Below are 21,047 nucleotides of genomic sequence, written 5' to 3' on the forward strand. Positions count from 1 at the left end.
GTCACTGACAATGGAAGAACGTAACAAGCTCGCGGTGTTGATTGACGCGGACAATATCAATGCCTCCATTTGTGAGGCCCTCGTGGGTGAGATCGCCAAGTATGGCGTCGCCAGTGTTAAAAGGGCCTATGGCGACTGGACGACAGACCAGCTCAAGCCCTGGAAGTCCGTATTGCACGAGTACGCCATTGGACCTATGCAGCAATTCAGTTACACCAAGGGAAAGAACTCCACGGACTCCTCCATGATTATCGATGCCATGGACCTTCTCTATACCGAGCGATTCGATGGCTTCTGTCTCGTTACCAGCGATAGTGACTTTACCAAGTTGGCGACAAGAATTCGTGAATCCGGTCTGCTGGTTTACGGTTTTGGCGAACAAAAAACGCCGGATTCGCTTCAGGCGGCCTGCGATAAATTTGTCTTTCTGGAAGCGTTGGCGTTACCGGAAGAAAAAGAAGGAGGGAGCGAGGGAAGCAGCAAGCCCACTCGTCGGAAAACCAAAAAGGAACTGAACCAGGATGCCAAGCTCGTAGGGTTGCTGCGTGGCGCGGTTGAGGCGGCGGCTGATGATGACGGTTGGGCGTCCATTGCCGCGGTCGGGTCCCATATCGCCAACCAGAGCTCTTTCGACTCGAGAAATTTCGGTTACAAAAAACTGAGCAAACTGATCGAAACGACTGAGCTGTTTGATATGGAAAAACGCAACGTCCGAGGGAACAATGCTTATGACCTGTATATTCGAGATAAGCGCACAATGTAGTTCACACTCGGGGGCAGAGAAAACTGAGAGGCGAAGCGCGTTCGATGCATCAATTTGATATCGCTTTATTAGTAATCGTGGGCAGCGCTCTGCTGCTGGGCCTGGTGTCAAAGTTTCTTAAACGGATTGGACTGCCCGATGCCGTGACGCTGCTTCTGCTCGGCGTGGCCCTGGGGCCGGTCGGCCTTGGCTGGTTGCACCCCGACTCCTGGGGAAAACCCATGATGATTCTCGAGCAGGTGGCCCGGCTGGCCTTGGCGATTGGTCTGATGGATATCGCGCTTCGGCTACCGAAGCCCTACGTGTTCACCCACTGGCGTAGTCTGTTGGTGGTGCTTGGGGTCGGAATGTTATTCATGTGGTTGAGCAGTAGCGTGCTTGTGGGAGCAGTTCTGGGTCTCTCATGGGGTTCGGCCCTGCTGATTGGCGCGGTGGTGACTCCCACTGATCCGGTTGTGGCGTCTTCCATGGTGACAGGACCGGTGGCGGAAAAGACGCTCCCTTCCCATTTGCGCCGAATCATTATGGCGGAGTCGGGGGCCAACGACGGCCTGGCGTATGTTTTTGTACTCGGCATGATTTTCTTTCTGACTCTCTCTCCCCCGGAGTCGCTTGCAACCCGTGTGGTGGAGGTGATGGTTGCGGATGTCCTGCTGGCCTTGTTGCTGGGTGCGACGATTGGTTATCTGGCCGGTTTCGGTTTGCGGGCGGCGGAAAAAAAGGACCTGATGGACCCCCAATCCGTAGTGATGTTTGCGACGGCACTTGCGTTGGGGACCCTGCCCTTGGTCGATCTTCTGGGCAGTAACGGCATTCTTGCCGTTTTTGTGGCCGGGTTGGCGTTTGACCAGCAGGTGGGCGTGCGCGAGCGGCGACAGGAAGAACATGTTGTCGGTGGATTTGACCGGTTTTTTACCGGCCCCATTTTTGTGCTGGTCGGGCTTATGCTCCCCTGGAGCGAGTGGGCAGCGATGGGATGGCCGACCGTTGGTCTGATCATTAGTATTTTGTTGTTCCGGCGCCTGCCTGTGCTTCTGTTGTTGAGTGGGCGGCTGCGGGAAGTTCCCAGCCTGGTGGACGGCGCTTTTGCGGGATGGTTTGGCCCCATCGGCGTGGCGGCGGTTTATTACGCGGCACTGGCTTCTCACGAAACCGATGTGCCGGAACTGTGGCCAGTGGTAAGCTTGTTGGTTTCGGCCTCTGTTTTAGTCCACGGCCTGACGGCGGTTCCTTTTTCTCACCTGTATCGCCGACTGACAGCTTCTTAATACGTTATCGACTAGATGAATACTCTCGCTGCCCATCCACCCGAGGTCACTTTGGACTTGCTTCGGGAAGAACACGCCTCCGTCCTGTTTCAACTGGTTGACCAGAGCAGGGCGCATCTTCGCCGTTGGCTTCCCTGGGTAGATGCCAATCGCTCAGTCGCGGATACCGAGACGTTCCTGCGCGAGGTGATTGCGCAGCATCGGGCCGGGAAAGGGCCCCAATATGCGGTGTACTGGCGCTCGGAGCTGTGTGGTGTTTGCGGCTTTCACACCTTCGACCTCACAACGCGCTGTGGCAGTGTCGGCTACTGGTTGGGGGCGCGATACTGTGGATTGGGGCTCATGACCGCTGCGATCCGCCAACTGGTTGAGGTGGGGTTTGGCGAGTACCGACTTGAGCGCATCGAAATCGCCTGCGCCACACAGAACCTGAAAAGCCGAGCGATTCCCGAGCGGCTGGGTTTTTACTATGAAGGCGTGGTACAGAACCGAGAGTATGTCGATGGTCGCTATGTGGATCATGCGATTTACTCCCTGCTGGCGCAGGAAACGCCAATGACGGAGTAGCCCGAACGGGTGTCAACACGAGACATCGAGGTATATACTCGGCTATGGAGATAGAGAGTGAGAGAACCTGCATCAGACAGGAATGATCACCAATAAGTAATAAACCAGGTGAACCTTATGCCAATCAACCTTTTACGTCGCCCTGTGATGGGTGCGGCTCTGTTCGTCTGTGCAATGCATCCCGCTGTTGCGCAGGAACCCCTTCCCTTCGCCGATGAACCAGTGATCAAGGTCGATCTGAACTTCGCTGGGCGCCAGGAGGGCGAGGTCAACCAACCCGGTTTTGAGCCCTGGCCAATACCCTCGGCCCGCTCGGTCAGCCAAGCTTTCGATGGCGTGACGTTTACCCTGTCTTCTTCTGGAGACGGCGGTCTTGGGCTTCGCTCCAGCTGGTACAAAACCGCCATTGCCACCGCGCAACTGACCGGCGATGGTGTGTTGGTGGATTTCGGCGACGGCGACCCTCAGGGCGGCGCCGTTTCCCTGACCGTGAACGGCCTGTCGGAGGAAACCCACACCCTGCTGCTCTATCTGAGTAGCGTGGATAATTGGGCGGAGTCGTCGGTAGCGCCACTGAATATTTACGTCAATGATCGGCGGGTCCACACCGATGTCGTCATGAGCAGTCGGGTGACCGACAACAGCGACGCACAGACCGCCTACGTAACCTTTTCGCCCGACGGCGGACAGGTAAAGGTGCGCATCGAGGCCGATGGCGGGACGGGAGCGGATATCGAGAATGTCGTGCTCAACGGCTTCGAACTCAATACGCCCAACTTTGCCAAACAGGCCCGCGCCCCCGTGCCGGCCGATGGTGATCTCCATGCCGATGCCGATGTCGGGGCGGGTGAGCTGCGCCTGGAATGGACGGCGGCCGAAGGCGCGGTGAAACAGGCGCTGTATTTCGGCACCGATAAAACGCGGGTGGCCGAAGGCGACGACTCGGTGTTCGTTCGCGAGCAAACGCAGACGTACGCCGACCTGACCGGTCTGTACAGTCTTGACGACTACTTCTGGCGCGTTGATCAGATAGAAGCGGACGGAACCGTAACCCGAGGTAATGTCTGGCGTTTCCGCCCTAGGCAACTGGCCTTTCCTGATGCTGAGGGATACGGGCGGTTCGCCATCGGCGGCCGCGGAGGCAAAGTGGTGAAAGTCACCAACCTGAACGACAGCGGGCCGGGCAGTTTGCGGGCTGCGGTGGAAGAGGAGCAGGGACCGCGCACGATCGTATTCGATGTGTCGGGCATAATCACTCTGGAATCGCGCCTGTCCATCAATGACTCATTCGTAACCGTCGCCGGGCAGACCGCTCCGGGCAAAGGCATTGTCATCCGCAGTGCACCGTTTGGCTTGAGTGGTGCCAACGATGTGATCCTGCAACACATTCGGGTGCGGTTGGGGGCGGGCGAGACCTATGACGGCATCGGCATGGCAGGCAGTGATCACTCCATCGTGGATCACAGTTCCATCAGTTGGACCATTGACGAGGCTTTTTCGTCCCGCAACGGGAAGAACATAACTTTGCAGCGGACCCTGATTGCCGAAGCGTTGAACGTGGCCGGTCACAGTAACTATCCGGAGGGTACTGCACACGGATACGCCGCCAGCATCAGCGGCGACATTGGCAGTTTCCATCACAATCTCTTGGCGCACAACGCGGGGCGAAACTGGTCGTTGGCCGGCGGCCTGGACGGTGATGGAAACTACGCCGGTCGGTTGGATATCTTCAATAACGTGGTTTACAACTGGGACAACCGCACCACCGATGGCGGTGCGCACGAAGTCAACTTTGTGAACAACTATTACAAGCCGGGGCCGGCTACGAGCGAAATGTACGCGCTCAACATTCAGTACGATAACTTCCCCGGCACTCAGCGATATTATTGTCTGGGCAATGTGATTCCAGGGCAGGCCGATGAGTTGAATCAGCGCTTTGCCTGTCGAGTAAAAAATGGACAGCCCGATGGTTATCAACCCTTCGTTTACGAACCCTTTTTCCCTTCACACGCGACCATTCACACCGCGAGACAGGCCTACAAGAATGTCCTTTCGGATGTCGGCGCGATCGCGCCGGTGCAGGATCACCAGGACATTCGGGTGATCAATGAAACTCTGGCTGGCACGACCAGTTCAACGGGTAGTCAAACCGGTTTGCCCGGGCTGCCGGATCATCAGGACGATGTGGGCGGCTACGAAGATTACCCAGAAGTGCACCGCGATGCGAGCTGGGACCCGGACAACGACGGCATGCCCACCTGGTGGGAAAACCAGCTCGGCCTCGACCCGCAGTCAGCCGGCGATGATGCCAATCGTGACCCCGACCGAGATGGTTACACGCAGCTTGAAGAGTACCTCCACTGGGTGAGCGGCCCGCTTCTGATGACGACCGCGGGGCATTCGATTTCTGTGCCGTTGGTCGAGCTTTTCCGTGGCTATACCGAAGCGCCGCGCTACACCGTACGTCATGTTGGCAACGGTTCGGTGGACATTGCCGGCGAGGCAGCGGTATTCACGCCGACCGAATGCGGTCTGGGCTTCTTTTCCCTCAAGGTGACCGACGCCTCGGGCGATTTTATGACCCGCAACGTCAGGGTCTTCGCCGATGCGGATGGCTGTGAACGAGAGCCGGATTACTCTGACGTGATGGTTGAGCAGCCCCGAGTTGTACCACTGGAGCCTGACGAATCCGATGAACCCGATGCTCAAGGCGGTAACGATGGTAACGATACCCCGGTTGGAGGCGGAAGTTCAGGTGGCGGAGGGGCTCCTTCGTTACTGTGGCTCTCGCTATTGCTGGTGATGGCGTTCCGGGGCATGCTGGGTGCGCGCCTGGCTCAATAACGGGCGATCAAAAACGTTGGCGGTGCCGTTGCCAGCTTTGGTAGGGTACGGGCTTTATTGAGTTGATTGAAGAAGAGGTAACGAAATGGATCAGCAAACCCGAACGGAAGTTGAGGCGGCCGCGTTTCGTCGATTGGTCGAGCACCTGGATAACCGGAAAGACGTTCAGAATATCGATCTGATGGATTTGGCGGGCTTTTGCCGAAACTGCCTTAGCCGTTGGTATATGGAAGCGGCAAACGAAAAGGGCGTGGAGCTGGACAAAGAAACCGCGCGGGAAATTATCTACGGCATGCCGTATGCGGAATGGAAAGAGCGGTACCAGAGCCCAAAGTAGAAATGGCGAGGTTCATAGACAGGGTGGGTGGGGAGGAGCGTCCCTGCTCCCTGAGTGTTCGGTCAGCGCACGGCTCCTGACACAATGCCAGGAGCGTGCGTTGCGACTTACTCCTCTGGAGTGTTGTCCCACAAGCGGATCAGCAGGTTCCATTTCTCCTGCTCGAAGCCTTCCCAGGTACCCCACTCATCGGTGTTGGAGACCGGATCGTAAGCATGCTCGTACAGGCCACCCGTATCCTCCGATTCGGGGTTGGTGGACCAGTAGCAGCCTTCGATGTCCTTCTCGATCATGTAATCGACCAGAGCGTTCTGCCACTCCATATCGATACCAGCGTCGACGTGGTCCCAAAGAGTGCGGTGACGCGGTGGTGCATCGGCGGGCCAATTTGCGTGGCCACCAAACTCACCGATGATCATGGCGTAGCCTTGATCACGCAGATAGCCGAAATGCTCTTCCCAACCGGCTTCGATGCGCTGGGGGTCGATCACAATATTACAATCCGCTTCGCCGGCTGCATCACCTTCCATACCCTCACACTCGGGCTGGGCAGGGTCCATAAACTGCTTCTGTACGAACACGGATGGGCCGTAGGTGTGCGGCGACAGGATCAGGCGCTCCTTCGGAATGTCCAGCGGTGCATCCGCAAACGGATAGAGGTTCTCACCCCAGTTGGGGTTGGTCTCTTCTGAGCCGTGAGGTACTTCTTCGCCCGCAGAGGTCCCACCGGAAATACCTTCAACCATAATCAGGACATCGGTGTTGACTTCGTTGATCGCCTGATAAGCCTTCTCAGACAGGTCTTTCCACTCGGCCCAGGTGTAGTCCCAGGGTTCGTTGAAGATGTCGATGGCCATGATGTTGTCAACGCCCAAATCCTCCGAGAGGCCGGCGATTTCACGCAGGTCTTCCAGCCACAGCTCTTCGTTGTACAGGTCGACCTGAACATCCGGATCGTCTACCGGGCCGCACGAATACCCTTCACGTTTGAAGTCATAGTTCTCACGCTCAGCGTCGGCGTAGGGGGGCGTGGCACCCAGACGACCGGCGCGCCAGCCCACATAGTTGGAGCAGGAGTGAATGTCGATAATGACGTTGATGCCGTTTTCGTCGGCCTGAACGATGAAGTCTTCCAGCGCTTGACGGGCGTTATCCTGTTGGACCGAGGGGTGGTTTTTCAACACACCGCCCTCACGTACGTAGCCGATCCCTTGCGGATCGTTCGGGTCCAGAGTCTGAGGCGCGATGGGCAGACGGATGGTGTTGATACCTTGAGCGGTAATCTCATCCATGGTCTGCTGAATGGTGCGACCGGAGTCGACCCACCACATGTTGCCGACATACAGCTCCATGGGTGCGCCATCGGGATTATTTTCCGCATCTTTTGGCTCATGCTGACCTTCAAGGCCGAACCATGCCGAGCACTGAACCGGGTAGGGTTCACCATTTTGGGTGATGCTGCCCGCCTCGTTCACGCGGAAGGTGCCACCGGTATCGCCAGCGCTGCTGGCGCTTGAGGCGGAGGAGCCAACGGACGAAGCAACAGAAGAGGCAACGGAGGATGCCACGGAAGATGCTACGGAGGAAGCAACGCTGGATTGCTGAGAGCTTGACTGGCTGCCGCCCACGATGCCGTACGGCGCGGGCTGAGAGCTACAGGTCGGGCGGCTGACGCAGCTTTGTCCGTTCTCGTAACCCCAGCCGCTGTTGGTATCTTCACAAAGCGGAGTGAGGGTGCCGTACCAGTTACATTGTTGACCGTCTTCGGTTCCAGTGCTGCTTACCGCGGAGCTGGCCGCGCTGCTCACAGAACTGCTTGAACTGCTCGCCGGGGCGCTGCTGGAAGTGCCGCCACCAGAGCAGACATCACCGGTAACCGTCGGTGTCTCAACGTTGCCGTTGGCGCTAACTTGCATGCCAAATTCGATGCTCTGGCCCGGCTGAATGGTGCCGTTCCAGCCCATGTCGGTGGCGGTGTAGGGGTTGCTGCCGGAGACCTGAGCGTTCCAGCTGTTGGTGACCTGGTTGTCGTTGTAAGACCAGCTGACGTCCCAACCATTGATGGTGGTGTTGCTGTTGTTGGTGATACGGATTGCAGCGGTGGCACCGCTGCCCCACTCATTGCTCACGACATATTCGCAGTTCGCCGATTGCGCGGCGGCACCCTGACCTGCCGCAGCCAGGCCCAAGCCCAGCATGGCGGCGTATATGCCATTGCCTTTCAGTTTTTTGCTTATCATTTGTGGTTATCTCCTGGTGTTTCTGAAATGAAGACACTCACGCGCCTACTATTGTTATATAGCGCGACAAAGTGTCGACGCTTGCACCGCTTTCGGGTATTACCCGAAAGGCGGCGATCATGGTATCTCAAATTGTTAAAGTGAAAAGGACTGTATCCTTATAGTTTGATCTACTACTTTTTTTAATGATTTATCGCTTTTAGAACGTTGCACTTTTATTAAGAAAAAGAAAAAAAGTCGTCAAAAGTTGTTTTTGGAACAATAAAAAATATTGGCTTTTTCTTGGGCTGACAATAAACGTCAAAAACGAAGGCGTATATGAAGGGGGGGGCTACATTCGGGAACGAAATAAAGGGGACGCCACTCATTTCCAATGCTGATGACTGAACACATAGTGTTTTCGCGTCATTCAACAACCTGAAAAGCGACAAAGGCTGGGCGGTGCGTTTTTGCCGAGCCTATCGAGGATAGGGGCTGTTGGTGGAGATGGGCGTCAACGACGTGAGTTTATCCTCGTACTTCAAAATCGGTGTTCGCCTGAGGGGCGGCGGGTTTGATGTCTACTTGGGTCACCGAAGCGTGTTTCGGTCCTTCCCAAAGCCATCCCTCAAAGGCATCCAGAGCGTCGATATCGCCCTGCGCGAGTGCTTCCACACGGCCGTCCGGTAAGTTTCGGACCCAGCCGGCAAGGCCGAGTGCCTGGGCCTTCTGTTGGGCGTTCGCCCGGTAGCTCACTCCCTGAACCACTCCGCTGATCACAAAATGTCTGGCGTGTGTCATCGAAAGCTCCTTTCGGCTTCTACCTCAGACGTCAGTTCTCCAGGGAGCACCGGTTGGTAAAAATCCCCGAACAGTTCCGGGATGAGAATTTTACGCTCTCCCGTGGCCTCTGCCAGCTCGGTGTCCTTCCAGGGAATAATGTAGAGCAGTTTGGGCAGTTCCTTATTGGCCTTGATGGTTGTGGCGTCCATCTCGATCTCGATGCGTGGGACTTGCTGAGCATGGGCGTTGAAACCCACAAGCAGCAATAGGGTCAGGAGTGCGGTGCGCATCTAACCTCCCTGGCGCTCAAGCGCGCTCTGTAACTGTCGTACCCACTGGGCGGTGCGCTCGTCACTATCCACCAAGGCAAGGTACGCTTCGTAGTGTTCAATGGCAGAGCTTAGATCCTGATAGTAGGTGTCGTAAAGCAGGCCAAGGTTGTAGTGGGCGTCGGCTGAGCGAGGATCCTGTCGTAAAGCGGCTTCGAAGTGTTGTTCAGCGGTTTCGATCTCGGCGCGTTTCAGGGCCATGGTGCCGGCGAGGTTGTGCGCGGAAGCGAGGTCTGGATTGAGTTTCAGGGCATTCTCGAGCGCTTTCTCCGCTTGTGGCCCATGGTCGTTGTGGTAGTAGGCCGTCGCCAGGTGTACCCATAGTTCCGCCCGCGCGGGGCGTTGTTGTACCAATCGTTCGATCTGCTCGGCGGCGGCGGAGTAGTCGCCGGCCTGCCCATGGCGCAGCGCTTTTTCATAAAGCTGCTGTTGGGGCTCGGTCAGTGGCGTGGACGTACCGCTTGCGCTGACCGATAAGTTGTCAGTGGTCGGCGTCTGGCTGCAAGCGCTGAGTAATGCTATTGCCAGTAAGACCATGACGACTTTGCCATGGCGTCGCGGGTAAATGGTCATGGCTGTGCCTCGCGTTGTTGCGCGAGCGGGGGCGTGCCGGTCTGCCCCTCGCTGTGGTTCAGGGTAAAGCGGGCCTTGGGCTCGCGTGCATAGCGGACCGGAAAGAGCACCGCCAAGCGCTGACGGCTTTGCGCCATCCACTCGTTGAAGCCCTCCGCGCGGGCGCGTTTGAGGTTGCGCTCATAGAACTCGATGGCCTTGTCCTCGAAGGGGAAGGCGCGGTCCTCCAGCAGAATGTTGTATTGAATCAGCGTCTCGCCGCTGAGCTGGGGTGGCCGGTCGGATTCCAGCAGTGCCCGCGCCAGGGTTTCGTAAATACGGCCGATCCGGTGAGTGGCTTCGGAGGTAACATCACTCAATCCATAGGAGGCAGCCTGGGCATAGCGCTCGATCGCACTCTGCATATGTTCGGTTTTTCGGGCCAGACTGTTTTCCAACGGCAGTGACAGAGGCGTGTTGTCGTACTGTTCGTGGTGGCTGCGTGCCAGACTGAGTGCGGCGCTCGCCGCAAGGCGACGGGTGCGTTCAGTTTTCTCGTTGTCGGGCTGCTGGCGGTCTTGGGTCAACAGCTTGCGCTCCCAGAACTGGCGCTTGTCCGGCTCTGCAGTCTGGGTATACAGACGGGCCAATTGATGCATGGCTTCGGCGTTCTGGGGATAGGGCGTAGGATAGCTGTGGGCGTACCGGCGAAAGGCGTTGATGGCGCCCTCGACATTTTTTTCATCCAGATAAAGCTGTGCGGCTTTCCATTGGGCCGCCCGTTGCGCGGTCGCGTCTTCCTCCGAGCCCGCGAGCTTTTCGTATTGGCGGGCGGCTGCTTCCGTCTGGCCACTGGCCAGGTAAGCGTTACTCAGCTGGCGTTCGGCGTCCGCGCGCAAGGGGTGGTCGGGATAAACGGATTGGAAGCGTTGAATCAAACCGATGGTCAACTCCCATTGCGCTTGCTCGGCGGCCAGAGACAGCGCGTTGTACAACCCCTTGGGGGCGTTGTCGGTGTTCGGGTCCATCTCGTGAATGCGCTGGTAGTGGCGGATGGCCTCCTTCCACTCTTTCGCTTGTTCCGCGCTTTCGGCTTGTCGGTACACGCTGAGCGCCCGCTGTTGATGGGCTCGCTGACGCAGTGAGTCGGGCAGAGCGGTCAGTGCCAGTAAGCGACTGGCGGTTTGTTCGGCGTTGGCATATTCCGACGCGTTCAACTGGCTCTGCAGTATCAGTGGATAGGCCTCGGACTGCGTTTTGGCGTCATTCAGGGCGTAGTGCGCGAGCGAAATGGCGGTGTCGTAGTGTTCGGCCTGGTAGGCGTACTGCGCCGCGTTCAATGCGATGGCGGGGGTGCGCTCGTCATTCGGGTAGAGCCGGGCAAAGGCCTCGGCGTATCGGCCATAGTCATCGGTCCAACGTTCCGGTGCCTGATCGGTGAGGGTGTTCAAGAGCGCAAGGGCCGCATAGGCGGCTTCGGGGTCGAGAATGACAGTGCCGTCAAAGGCCGCGCGCCGGCACTGATGGAAGGCGGCCTCAGTATGCTCGGCTTCCGCCAGCAGATCCCCATAGGCCAGAGCAATGCCGTCTTGCTGGGCATAGCCGTCGAAGTGTTCGAGGTAGCGCTCGTACCACTGCTTTGCCTGGTCGAAGTGGCTGGACTTGCCGCTGTCCTGATATCGGGCGTGATGGTAGCGGGCGGCGTCTTTCCAGTGCTGACGTAACTGTGTGCGACTTTGCTCGGCGGCGGCCGAGCGGGGTTCGGTGCCCGCTCGCTGCTGATAGCTCTGGTACAACTGTTCGGTGGCGGCGATGGCCTGCTGCTGAAAGCCACCTTCACGCCACAGCTCCACCATTTCAGAGCGCGCCTGCAGCGCTACCCATGGGTCGGGCTGCGTTTCCAGCAGGTGTTGCCACTGGGCGACCGCATCGGAGGTTCGACCCTGGGCGTGCAGCAGTTTGCTGGCGGCCCGGTAGGGCGCATACCAGTCCTCGATACCGTGTTTTCGGAACAGGCTGGTGACCATATTGGGCGAAGGTGCTTCCACCATGGCGAGCGCCAGGGAACGATAGTATTCGTCGTAGATGACCCGGTCTTCGTCACCCAGCGGCGTTTCACTCAGCGTTGCGGCGCTGGGAAATTCCTGGGCGTGAATGACGGCGATAAAATCTTCCAGTGCCGGTTCAATCAAAGACTGTTTGTACCGCGACCAACCGCGTTTGAACAGCGCACGTTCGTGAAAGCCGGTGTCCCGGCTGCTGTGCAGCGCGGCGGTATAGGCGATTTCCGCGGCCAGATAATCGCCCCGACTGAAAGCCGACTCCGCCAGGCGGAATTGGGCTTCGGGGTATAAGGGAGAGTCGGGGTGCTGGTTCACCAACTGTTGCAGAGCGTTCAATGAGGCTTCATGGTGGCCGAGCTGGTCGTGGCTCTTGGCGAGCTGATACCACTTTCGGTCGTTGCCTTCGGCTTCGGGAAATTCGGTCAATGCGGTCTTGAGCAGTTCAATGGTGCGCTCCAGTGTGTCGCGGTAGCGGCGGTCTTCCTGATAGTTGTCCTGGTCGCTCCAGCGATGGCTCTCCTTGAGCTCCAGATCGGCCAGGCGGGCCAACGCCTGATTGCGCGCGCGATCACTGTCGGGCGCCGACTGAAGGAACTGATAGTAAGCCGCTTTGGCGTCGTTGCTGTCGACGCTACCGCTCAGGGCATTGTTGGACGTTGTCGCCGAGACGCGCGAGGCCTGATCCAGCTCCGCCAGGGTGGCGCGCTTGGGCGCTTGTTGGCTGCAGCCGGTCGTGAGCAGAACGATGGCCGCGATGGATAATGAGAATTTATTGCCGATCATAAATTGTGGCAAGCCCGTACTGACTTTGGCTCAGGTAGGTGTGAATCTGTTCACGCCGCTCCTTCAGAGCCTGGTTCGAGGGATTGTCCTCCAGTTGTCGGTCAATGGTTTGCAGCTTTGCCTGATAGTGCAGCAGCGCTTCCTGGTAGCTGGCCTGCGCCAAGGTCAGGCGGTTCATCTGATCGTAGGTAAACGCCACGAGAAACGGCCCGTCCGGCAAGGCTGGGTGGTTCAGGGCCTTGAGTTGGAGAAACGCATTCAGTGCGCCGGTGTAGTCCTGCAGATGCAGAGCACTCAGGCCAATGCCTCGCCAGGCGAAGGCCGCGTAGCGGCTGTCCTGGTCCAGAGTGCCAAAGGTTTCCCGGGCATCCCGGTAAAAGCCCTGCTGTAATTGCGACAGCCCCAGCATCATCCGCAATCGGTTTTTGGATTCCGCGTCAATGTCTTCCGTCAACAGTTGCATCAGCTCGCGTTGAGCGTCGCTCCACCAGTCCTGTTTGAGGTAGGCGATGGCGAGGTTGGTGCGCGCCTCGGCGTAGTAGGGCTCGCCTGGTTGGAAGGCCTCGTACACCTCAATGGCACGCCGGTGTTGGCCCTGACGCTGCCAGTTCAGGCCCTGAACCAGGCGCAAGTACAGGCGCTGTGTTTCGCTCAACGCATAGTGCTGAGAGAGGGTGGGCAAGGTCTTCTGCACGCTTGCCCAGTCGCCCGCCTCGACCGCCGCACGGATGTCGGCCACGCGCTCGCTCAGGGCGTCCCGGGGGGCGCCCGGCGAGTGCGTACTCCATCCGATCAACAACGCGAGCGTCAAGGCCCCGTATTGTTGTTTGCTCCACCGTTTCATCGTGGCTGTGTCAGCCTTCCAGCTGACACTGGAACTGGCCTTCCTCATCGATGCCCACGTGCACCCGGGTCAGGGGCTCGTCGGACACCATTCGCGCCAGACATTCGGAGGCCAGCTGCGGCAACAGCGTGCGGGTCAGAATGTTTTCGATGTTGCGCGCGCCGGTGTCCACTTCCTGGCTGCGGGCGACAATGTGTAGGAGTACATCCTCGTCATAGCTGAACGCGGCGTTGTAGTGGTCGTGCACGCGGCGGCGGATCTTTTCCATGTTAATGGCGCAGATGCGCATCAGGTCTTCATCGCCGAGCGGGTAATAGGGCACGATGGTGGTGCGCCCCAAAAATGCGGGTTTGAAATGATTCAGTAACTGGGGGCGGAAGTTATCCAGCAGTACGTCCGGCTCGATGGGCGCTTCCTGGGACTGACACAGGGCCCGGATGTGCTCTTCCCCCGCGTTCGAAGTCATGATGATCACGGTGTTGCGGAAGTCGATATCCCGGCCTTCCCCATCCTTGATGGTGCCTTTGTCAAACAGGTTGTAGAACACATCCTGAACGCCGGGGTGGGCTTTTTCCATTTCATCCAACAGGATCACGCTGTAAGGTTTGCGCCGAACCGCTTCGGTCAAGACACCGCCTTCACCGTAGCCCACATAGCCGGGAGGGGAGCCGAGCAGCATGGAGACTTTGTGCTCCTCCTTGAACTCGGACATGTTGATCACGGTGAGGTTGTGCTCGCCTCCGTACAGGGTATCGGATAGCGCCAGGGCGGTTTCGGTTTTACCGACACCGCTCGGGCCGACCATAAAAAACACGCCGATGGGTTTGCGCGGATCGGTAAGCCCGGCGCGGGCAGTGCGGATGCTCTGTGCAATCGCCTCCAGCGCGTGGTTCTGCCCGATAACCCGGTCGCTCAGAGTGTCACGTAACTTGAGCACGGACTGGATCTCATCCGCCAGCATCTTGCCCAGGGGGATGCCGGTCCAGTTGGACACCACCTCGGCGATGGCCTGGCCGTCCACATGGACTTTGATCATGGGGGTGTCGCCCTGGCACTCGGCCAATTGGCTCAGCAGGCCCTGCAGTTCCTCTCGGGACTGTTCGGGAGATTGCTCAAAGGGTGTGCCTGGCACTTCTTCTGATACGCCTTCGAGGGATTGCTCGTGGGCCGTCTCAATGTCTTTCTGGAGACGGTTGATAGACTGAACCAGTTCCTGTTCCGTCTGCCATTGCTGCTGCTGGGTATCGAGGAGGCTCTCCAATGCGGTCTGTCGTTCTTGCAACTGGTCAATGCGCTCCTGGCAATTACCGAGCGCGGCGTTTTCGCGCGTCAGGTTGCGCAGGGTGGCCGCGATCTGTTCCAGTTCGCGCCGGGTATCTTCGATCGGGGCGGGCGTGGCGCTTTGGCTTAACGCCACGCGGGCGCAGGCGGTGTCCAGCAGGCTGACGGATTTGTCGGGGAGTTGGCGCCCGGGCATATAACGACTGGACAGGCGCACGGATTCGACAATGGCCTCATCCATAATACGAACACCGTGATGCGCTTGGAGCATGCCGCCGATGGCGCGCATCATATCGATGGCTTTGGTCTCGTCGGGCTCCTCCACTTTCACCACCTGGAAGCGACGGGTCAGTGCCGGGTCACGCTCAAAGTACTTTTTGTATTCGGCCCAGGTGGTGGCGGCGATGGTACGTAGTTCCCCTCGGGCCAGTGCCGGCTTGAGCAGGTTGGCGGCGTCACCCTGGCCTTCTTTGCCGCCGGCGCCAATCATGGTGTGGGCTTCGTCGATAAAGAGAATGATGGGTTGTGGCGAGGCCTTGACTTCGGCAATGACGGATTTGAGACGGTTTTCAAATTCGCCTTTGACGCTCGCGCCCGCCTGAAGCAGGCCCAGGTCCAGGCTGCGCAACGCTACGTTCCTCAGGGGCTCGGGGACATCGCCCTTGGCAATGCGCAAGGCAAAGCCTTCCACCACGGCGGTTTTACCCACGCCGGCTTCCCCGGTCAGAATCGGGTTGTTCTGACGACGGCGAATCAGAATGTCGACGATCTGTCGGACCTCCTGGTCCCGCCCCCAGACCGGGTCGATCTTTCCGTCTTTGGCCGCCTGGGTCAGGTTGACCGTGTACTTGTCCAGGCAGGGGGTATTGCTTGCCTGGGCTTGCGATTGCGATGGCTCACCCGAGTCGGTGGCGGCGCTCTGCAGTTCGGATTCCGGGGTCGTGCCCACAATGGCTTTAACCAGTTCCCGAACGGATTCCGGTGGTACCGTCTCCAGTTCGCGGCAACTGGCCACGGCGGAGCGACGCAGGGTATCGTCCATCAGTAGCGCCGCCAATAAATGGGCGCTGGTGACTTGCGGATGACCATATTCCACAGAGGCCAATACCCAGGCATGTTTGGCCAGATCCACGACACTTTGCGCCAGGGCCGGCGGACGGGTGCTGCCGTTCTTCAGACGGTCCAATTCCCGGTTGAAGTGGGTGATCAACGTGTCAGGGGAGAGTTCGAACTTCTCCAGAATCGCTTGGGCGTCGGTATCGTTCACCTCAAGCAGTTTCACCCACCAGTGTTCGATTTCCACGTTGTAGTGGCCCCGGGAAAGGCAGAGTCCAGCGGCGCCTTCCAGTGCGTTGCGGGTGGTGTTGTTCAGTTTGTTGACCAGTGATTTCAAGTCCAGGGTAATCATCGGAGGCTCCTTGGTTAGGCCGCGTCGCGGTCGGTTCCATTCGCGGTTGAGTTCGGATATGAGTCGCTTCCGGCATGTTGTCCGGAAACGGGAATTTTGAGCGTGTCCTCGGGTGAGGGCGCCCGGTAAATGCTTTGCGGCAGCCGGCTGTCCCAACCGAGCCGCGAGGGCATGGCGCCGCCCAGGGCCATGTCTTTGGGCAAGGCGGTGGTTTTGACATCGAGAGTGATATCAAATTGATTGTCCACACCCAAATAGAGTGAACTCAGTTCGTTGAGTGCATTCAGTGCCTGGCTACCCGGCGCGAACCGCTGGTACTGCGTTTCGTCCAGTGGCCCGATTGTCAGGTCCACTTTGTTCTGTGCCAGCCAGGATTTCTGGCCCAGCAAAGTGCTGCGCCCCAGGCAATTGTTCTGTCCCTTGGGCTCGGTGAGCGTCGGCAGGCGACAGCGCATGCTCGGGAGTACGTCGCACCAGGTGCCGGAGAATTCGCTGACCTTGGCGGGGACGCGAAAATACCCGCGAACCATCTGCTCCAGGTTGCCGGCGGTTTTGACTTGTTGGCTGAGCAGGCCCCCGTAATAAATCAGTGCTTCCCCAGGTAGCTGGGCCGAGTCTCTCAGTAGCCTGGGGGATAGCCCCAACATGGACAGCAGAACTTCTGTGTGGCGATCAATGGTTTTTCCGTGACCGCGATGGCGCCGTGCCCGCTCATACTCCAGCGGGAGTTTGTATTTACTGGCGGCGCGCCAGTAAAGACTGGCGCTACGGTGGTTGAACATATCCAGAAAGCGCGTAAGCGCGGGGTCTTTGGCTTTCTGTCGTTCGAGCAACAGTTCCGTGTAGTGAAAGGGCAGTGGCCCGATGGCGCCGTCCAGGCCGAAGGTGTTGCACTGCAGGGTCCACTGCTCATTGTGGCGCTGTAGCTCAGAGACTTCGGCCGTGGGGAAGCTCAGACTGTGCTGGCTTTTAAGGCGCACAGCTTCCTGGCCCGGTGGCCGAAAGTCGACGCCCGGTGCGACCGTGGCCGGTCTGTGGGGGCTGGCGCTCTCCTTGCCTTCTGAATGATGCGTTTCCAGCAGACGCAGAATCTGCAGAAAGGAAAATTCCTCCGGCGCGGCTTGTAACTGATCGATTACAGACATTGCCGGCCTCCCGCGCGAATGGGGCACTCTTTGTAGAAACCGTCGTGTCCCTTGCGTCGGATGCGCACTTGGCTGAATGAGTTTATGGAGCAGTAGAGCGCAAAAAAGTGTTCAATCACCCGGGTGAAGAGACACAGACTGATTCCCGAGAGCAGGCGATCGTCAACTGTCAGCGTCACTTCCATGCCACGACATAACGTTGGTCGCCCGGCGATGTGCAGGGGCGCGTTCACTGGCCGAACCTGAAGGTCGACAATCGCTTCCACCAGAGATCGGTGCGCCGAGGTCTGTTTGAAATCGTACAGACGTAACATTTCCTGCAGCGCTTCCCTGGCATCGGGCCCACTCAGTGAACGTTGGTTGAGCTGCAGGTGAGACAGCAGTCGCCAGCGGGCGCTGTTGCCCAATGGTGGACGAATGGTCTCTGTCGGTTGCGTCAGGCAGCGGATGGATCTGGTCGGCGGGCTGCCGTCGGCGCACTGCAGTTGCGGCTCCTTGCTGTTGAACGGCAGGCGCGCTGGCTGGTCCCGGTTGCTACAGGTGGTCTGTATCATCAGGGTTTTCTCCCGGGCGACGCTGGGAGCGAAGTCCAGATCCACCAGGCTCAGGTAGACATCGGTACCGTCGTCCCGTTGGCTCGGCTTCAGCTTGGCGTGGCGTCGCTGGGCAAACCAGAACGTCTGGTCCTGATGATAATCCCGATCATGATTGAGTCCATAAAAAGGGCGGTATTCGGCGCTCTTGCCATAGGCATCCGCCGCGATGACCTGGTCGACCGAGTAGATCTCAAAACCGGTGGGACGGCGAACGTCCGGTAGAATCTGGTACTCATACTGCCGGTGGTCCAGCTCGATCGGGTCGGTCTGGTGCGCAAACAGGTTGACGGCCGGCGTCGCGCCCATGACAAAATTCTGGGCTCGCACGTGATGTTCGAGCTCGACATCGGCCTCGCGCAGGTAGATGTAGAGCTCCAGTTCGGGTAGCTCGGGACAGAGCCGGTTCACGTCGATGCCGTTGATATCGATAAACAGAAACTTTTCCGGAAAAGCGAAGTACTCCGTGAGCAGGCGGAACCCGATAAAGGCGTTGTCGGGGTAGGGCAGCAGCCCTTCATCCGTTTCAAAACCGACCGGCTGAATGGCATCTGCGCCGAGAAAAACCGGGCGAGTGCCGCCATCGCTGATCACCACGTTTTCACATTGGTTCACCAAGAGCTCGTACAACGGATGGATATGCTGTGACTGACCTTTCAGGTAAAAGCGCAGTTTTTCCGGAAGACCTTCGGCCAGGTTACCGCTCTCAAAGAAGGGTTCCAGGCGCAGCTTGAGGACGCTCGCCGCGCCGCGCAGACGGTCCGAACCCGGTGTGGCAAACGGGCGACCCATCAGTTGGGCATCGGTCAGGCGCGCCGGCACCATGTCGGTGTCGTAGCAGGTCGTGAACCGACACTTTTCGCCCTTGAACGGACGGGTGTCGAGTGCGGTACCTTTGGGGACCGTAAAGGTGGCCTCCAGCTGTTCCGGGTCCGGCTCGAACTGGACAATCGTCATGGAGGGAATCGGACGCTGGTAATGCGGAAACAGCGTCGTCAGCAGGGCGTCGCTGAATTCCGGGAAATCGTCATCCAACCGGTGTTGAATGCGTGCATTCAGATACGCGAAACTCTCCACCAACCGGGATACGTGCGGGTCTTCAATGGTTTCGGAGGAGATTCCCAGTCGGCTGGCAATCTTGGGGTTTTCTTTTGAAAACTCCGCGCCCATTTGCCGAATGAAAGCCAGCTCGCGCTCGTAGTAAGGCAGCAGTTCATCAGCCATGGAGCGACTCCTTTACATTTACGCTGCGCGAGACTGGCTCAAGGATAGAGTCGAACACCACACTCTGCGGCGCCGGGTCGGCCCAGAGGACGGCATCGATGCGAAAACGCAGAGTGCGGTCGGTTCGTTCGCGGTTTTCCAGGTGGGTGATCTTGACGCTTTTAAAGCGGGGTTCGTAATCCCGAAGGATACGCTCGAGCTCCCGTACAAACGCCTGCTTTTTTTCCGGATTGGAAATATTGACTGTGGCCAGGTCCGGAAGGCCGTAGTTGAGTAGGGAGTGCTCCAGCTCGGTCAGCTCCTCGGGTGGTGAGACCATGCAGTAGCGACTGTTGAGTAAGCTCTCCAGGTCACGCCGCACGCTCTGGCGCAGTTCTGTCAGATACTGGTGGCGCCCCGGTGGCGGCTCGCGCGTGGCTTCCGGCTCGCGATCGATCAGACGATCGAGAATGGACGGCCGAAGCTGCTTGGTTTTTTCCACGTAGCTCATTGTGTGATGACTCCTTTCCCCTGAATCAATGGGCCTGTACCAACTCGGTGACCAGCTCCAGCTCCGACACCATCTGGTCTACCTGGTAATGCGGCACAAGATGAATGATGCAGGCGTATTGCCCCGGACGTTCGGGGTGCTCGTTGACCGTCACCGCCGCTTCTCTGAGCGGGTAGCGGGCCTGCTCTTCCCATTCCAGGTCTTCCCGCCCGGTAGTGTAGCGGAATAGCCATTGACGCAGAAAACGTTCGCATTCGTCAGCGCTGATGAATGCGCCGATTTTGTCCCGGATCATGACCTTGATGTAGTGCGCCACTCGAGAACCGCAGAGCACATGCTGGAGCATGGCCGAGAGCTTGGCGTTGACGGTCTGGTCGGCGGAGCGTTTGGGCTTCTGGATGGAGGCGTTACTGTAGAACGCCGAGAATGGCGTCTGGTAGCACTGACATAAGGAAATGAAGCCCAGCTCGGCCAGCTCCCGCTCTCGCCGGTCGGTAATGACCACATCCGTCAGCGGTTTGGGGATCTGATTGCGCGCATCCCCTTCAAAATAATCCACCGGCAGCGTGGTGACCAGGCCGCCGCCCACCTGATCTCTCGGGACCCCCCGAATATGACCGAACCAACCGACGTTTGCGAACTCGCGGATGAGCACGCCTCCGAAAGCGTAGGCGGCATTGCCCCAGAGGTACCCGTCGCCATGTCGGCGGCCTTTTTCTTCCCGGAAGGGAACGCCCTTGAAGCTGCCGGCTTCGGCGCGATACGGCCGACGCATCAGAGTTCGCGGCAGGGTCAGCCCGACAAAGCGCGAGTCGGACTTTTCCCGAAGAGAGCGCCACCGGATGTACTCTTCCTGGGAGAAGACGGCGTCCAGGTTGATCGGTTTGCCCAATGCGGAAAAATCGTCCACGCCAAACAGCTCCGGAGAGGCTCCCGCCACAAAGGGTGCGAACGCCGCCGACGCCACTTGAGAAAGGCCCTCAAGCGTAGTGATGTCGTCGTAGGGGTGGCCTGAACTCGGTCGGTGGCTGATTTGAAAATCGCCAATCAGTACACCAAACGGTTCACCCCCGGGGTGACCATATTCGTCGTTGTAGACCTTCTGGAACAGTTGGCTCTGATCAAAATCGAGCGCTTTGTCGATATCCCGACTCACTTCAGCCCAGTGTATGTCGAGCACTTTTATCTTGATGTTCCGCGCCCCTTCGGCTTGCAGCACCAGATACCAGAGGCCGCGCCAGGAGGCTTCAAGGGCTTGAAAGCGCGGGTGGTGCAGAATCGCATTGATCTGTTGGCTGATCAGCCGATCAATACGGGCCACGGTGCGATTGATCGAGATCTTGATGTCGAGAGCGCTATCGACGGGTCCTGCCGGCGCCATGTCTGACAGAAAGTACGCCAGCGCACGTCGGGCGTCCGTTTCCGCCAAAAAATCATCGAGCCCGGTCAGGTGCGCGCGTTGCTCGCACACGGTCTCCAGGCTGACGGTCGCGCCGGAGGAGCGCGGGGAGGCTTCGGCAAGGTTCGTCGACATTGCTTAGATCAGAGTCCAGT

Annotated in this window: 16 protein-coding genes; 5 read left to right on the plus strand and 11 right to left on the minus strand. The window is 58.6% G+C overall.

The annotated features are described in order from the left end of the window. The first annotated feature begins 10 nt into the window (after positions 1 to 10). From G547_RS0102180 to G547_RS19720, 5 genes are all read left to right on the plus strand, one after another. Positions 11 to 763: an NYN domain-containing protein gene (locus G547_RS0102180; protein ID WP_027328436.1), complete on the plus strand. Its 753-nt coding sequence runs from the start codon at positions 11 to 13 to the stop codon at positions 761 to 763. Between the two features lie 44 nt (positions 764 to 807). Continuing rightward, a complete protein-coding gene (locus G547_RS0102185; protein ID WP_027328437.1) occupies positions 808 to 2,031 on the plus strand; it encodes a cation:proton antiporter domain-containing protein in 1,224 nt (407 codons plus the stop codon). Between the two features lie 15 nt (positions 2,032 to 2,046). After that, entirely contained in the window at positions 2,047 to 2,598 is a 552-nt protein-coding gene (locus G547_RS0102190; RefSeq protein WP_027328438.1) for a GNAT family N-acetyltransferase, read from the plus strand. Positions 2,599 to 2,715: 117 nt separating this feature from the next. Then, positions 2,716 to 5,442: a pectate lyase family protein gene (locus tag G547_RS19715; RefSeq protein WP_051234621.1), complete on the plus strand. Its 2,727-nt coding sequence runs from the start codon at positions 2,716 to 2,718 to the stop codon at positions 5,440 to 5,442. Between the two features lie 85 nt (positions 5,443 to 5,527). Beyond that, the gene (locus G547_RS19720; protein ID WP_036186436.1) at positions 5,528 to 5,779 is read left to right on the plus strand and encodes a DUF1244 domain-containing protein; all 252 of its coding nucleotides are present in this window, start codon (positions 5,528 to 5,530) and stop codon (positions 5,777 to 5,779) included. A gap of 107 nt (positions 5,780 to 5,886) precedes the next feature. On the opposite strand, the gene G547_RS22925 is transcribed toward G547_RS19720, so the two are convergent. From G547_RS22925 to tssC, 11 genes are all read right to left on the minus strand, one after another. Next, positions 5,887 to 8,019 (minus strand): cellulase family glycosylhydrolase, encoded by a 2,133-nt coding sequence (locus tag G547_RS22925; protein WP_084645557.1) that lies wholly within the window; start codon positions 8,017 to 8,019, stop codon positions 5,887 to 5,889. Between the two features lie 507 nt (positions 8,020 to 8,526). Further along, positions 8,527 to 8,799 carry an acylphosphatase gene (locus G547_RS0102210; protein WP_027328440.1) on the minus strand — a complete coding sequence of 91 codons (273 nt, stop codon included), beginning with the start codon at positions 8,797 to 8,799 and terminating at the stop codon, positions 8,527 to 8,529. Further along, the gene (locus G547_RS19725) at positions 8,796 to 9,071 is read right to left on the minus strand and encodes a hypothetical protein (protein ID WP_051234623.1); all 276 of its coding nucleotides are present in this window, start codon (positions 9,069 to 9,071) and stop codon (positions 8,796 to 8,798) included. The genes G547_RS0102210 and G547_RS19725 overlap by 4 nt, the downstream gene beginning before the upstream one ends. Further along, positions 9,072 to 9,683, minus strand: coding sequence for a tetratricopeptide repeat protein (locus tag G547_RS22440; protein ID WP_051234625.1), 612 nt, complete (start codon positions 9,681 to 9,683; stop codon positions 9,072 to 9,074). After that, the gene (locus tag G547_RS0102225) at positions 9,680 to 12,508 is read right to left on the minus strand and encodes a tetratricopeptide repeat protein (RefSeq protein WP_027328441.1); all 2,829 of its coding nucleotides are present in this window, start codon (positions 12,506 to 12,508) and stop codon (positions 9,680 to 9,682) included. The genes G547_RS22440 and G547_RS0102225 overlap by 4 nt, the downstream gene beginning before the upstream one ends. Then, positions 12,495 to 13,352: a tetratricopeptide repeat protein gene (locus G547_RS0102230; RefSeq protein ID WP_027328442.1), complete on the minus strand. Its 858-nt coding sequence runs from the start codon at positions 13,350 to 13,352 to the stop codon at positions 12,495 to 12,497. Before G547_RS0102230 ends, G547_RS0102225 begins: the two co-directional genes overlap by 14 nt. A gap of 10 nt (positions 13,353 to 13,362) precedes the next feature. Beyond that, complete coding sequence (tssH, locus tag G547_RS0102235) at positions 13,363 to 16,041, minus strand: type VI secretion system ATPase TssH (RefSeq protein ID WP_027328443.1); 2,679 nt, start codon at positions 16,039 to 16,041, stop codon at positions 13,363 to 13,365. Positions 16,042 to 16,055: 14 nt separating this feature from the next. Then, on the minus strand, positions 16,056 to 17,186 hold the full coding sequence (gene tssG / locus G547_RS19735; RefSeq protein ID WP_051234627.1) for a type VI secretion system baseplate subunit TssG: 1,131 nt from the start codon (positions 17,184 to 17,186) through the stop codon (positions 16,056 to 16,058). Then, positions 17,177 to 19,003, minus strand: a complete 1,827-nt coding sequence (gene tssF, locus G547_RS0102245; RefSeq protein WP_027328444.1) for a type VI secretion system baseplate subunit TssF — start codon at positions 19,001 to 19,003, stop codon at positions 17,177 to 17,179. Before tssF ends, tssG begins: the two co-directional genes overlap by 10 nt. After that, a complete protein-coding gene (gene tssE, locus G547_RS0102250; RefSeq protein ID WP_027328445.1) occupies positions 18,996 to 19,493 on the minus strand; it encodes a type VI secretion system baseplate subunit TssE in 498 nt (165 codons plus the stop codon). Before tssE ends, tssF begins: the two co-directional genes overlap by 8 nt. A 25-nt stretch (positions 19,494 to 19,518) precedes the next feature. Further along, positions 19,519 to 21,027 carry a type VI secretion system contractile sheath large subunit gene (gene tssC, locus G547_RS0102255; protein ID WP_036186440.1) on the minus strand — a complete coding sequence of 503 codons (1,509 nt, stop codon included), beginning with the start codon at positions 21,025 to 21,027 and terminating at the stop codon, positions 19,519 to 19,521. Positions 21,028 to 21,047: the final 20 nt, after the last annotated feature.

Origin of the sequence: Marinimicrobium agarilyticum DSM 16975 (assembly GCF_000423345.1) — a bacterium.
In the GTDB taxonomy this organism is placed as follows: Bacteria; Pseudomonadota; Gammaproteobacteria; order Pseudomonadales; family Cellvibrionaceae; genus Marinimicrobium; species Marinimicrobium agarilyticum.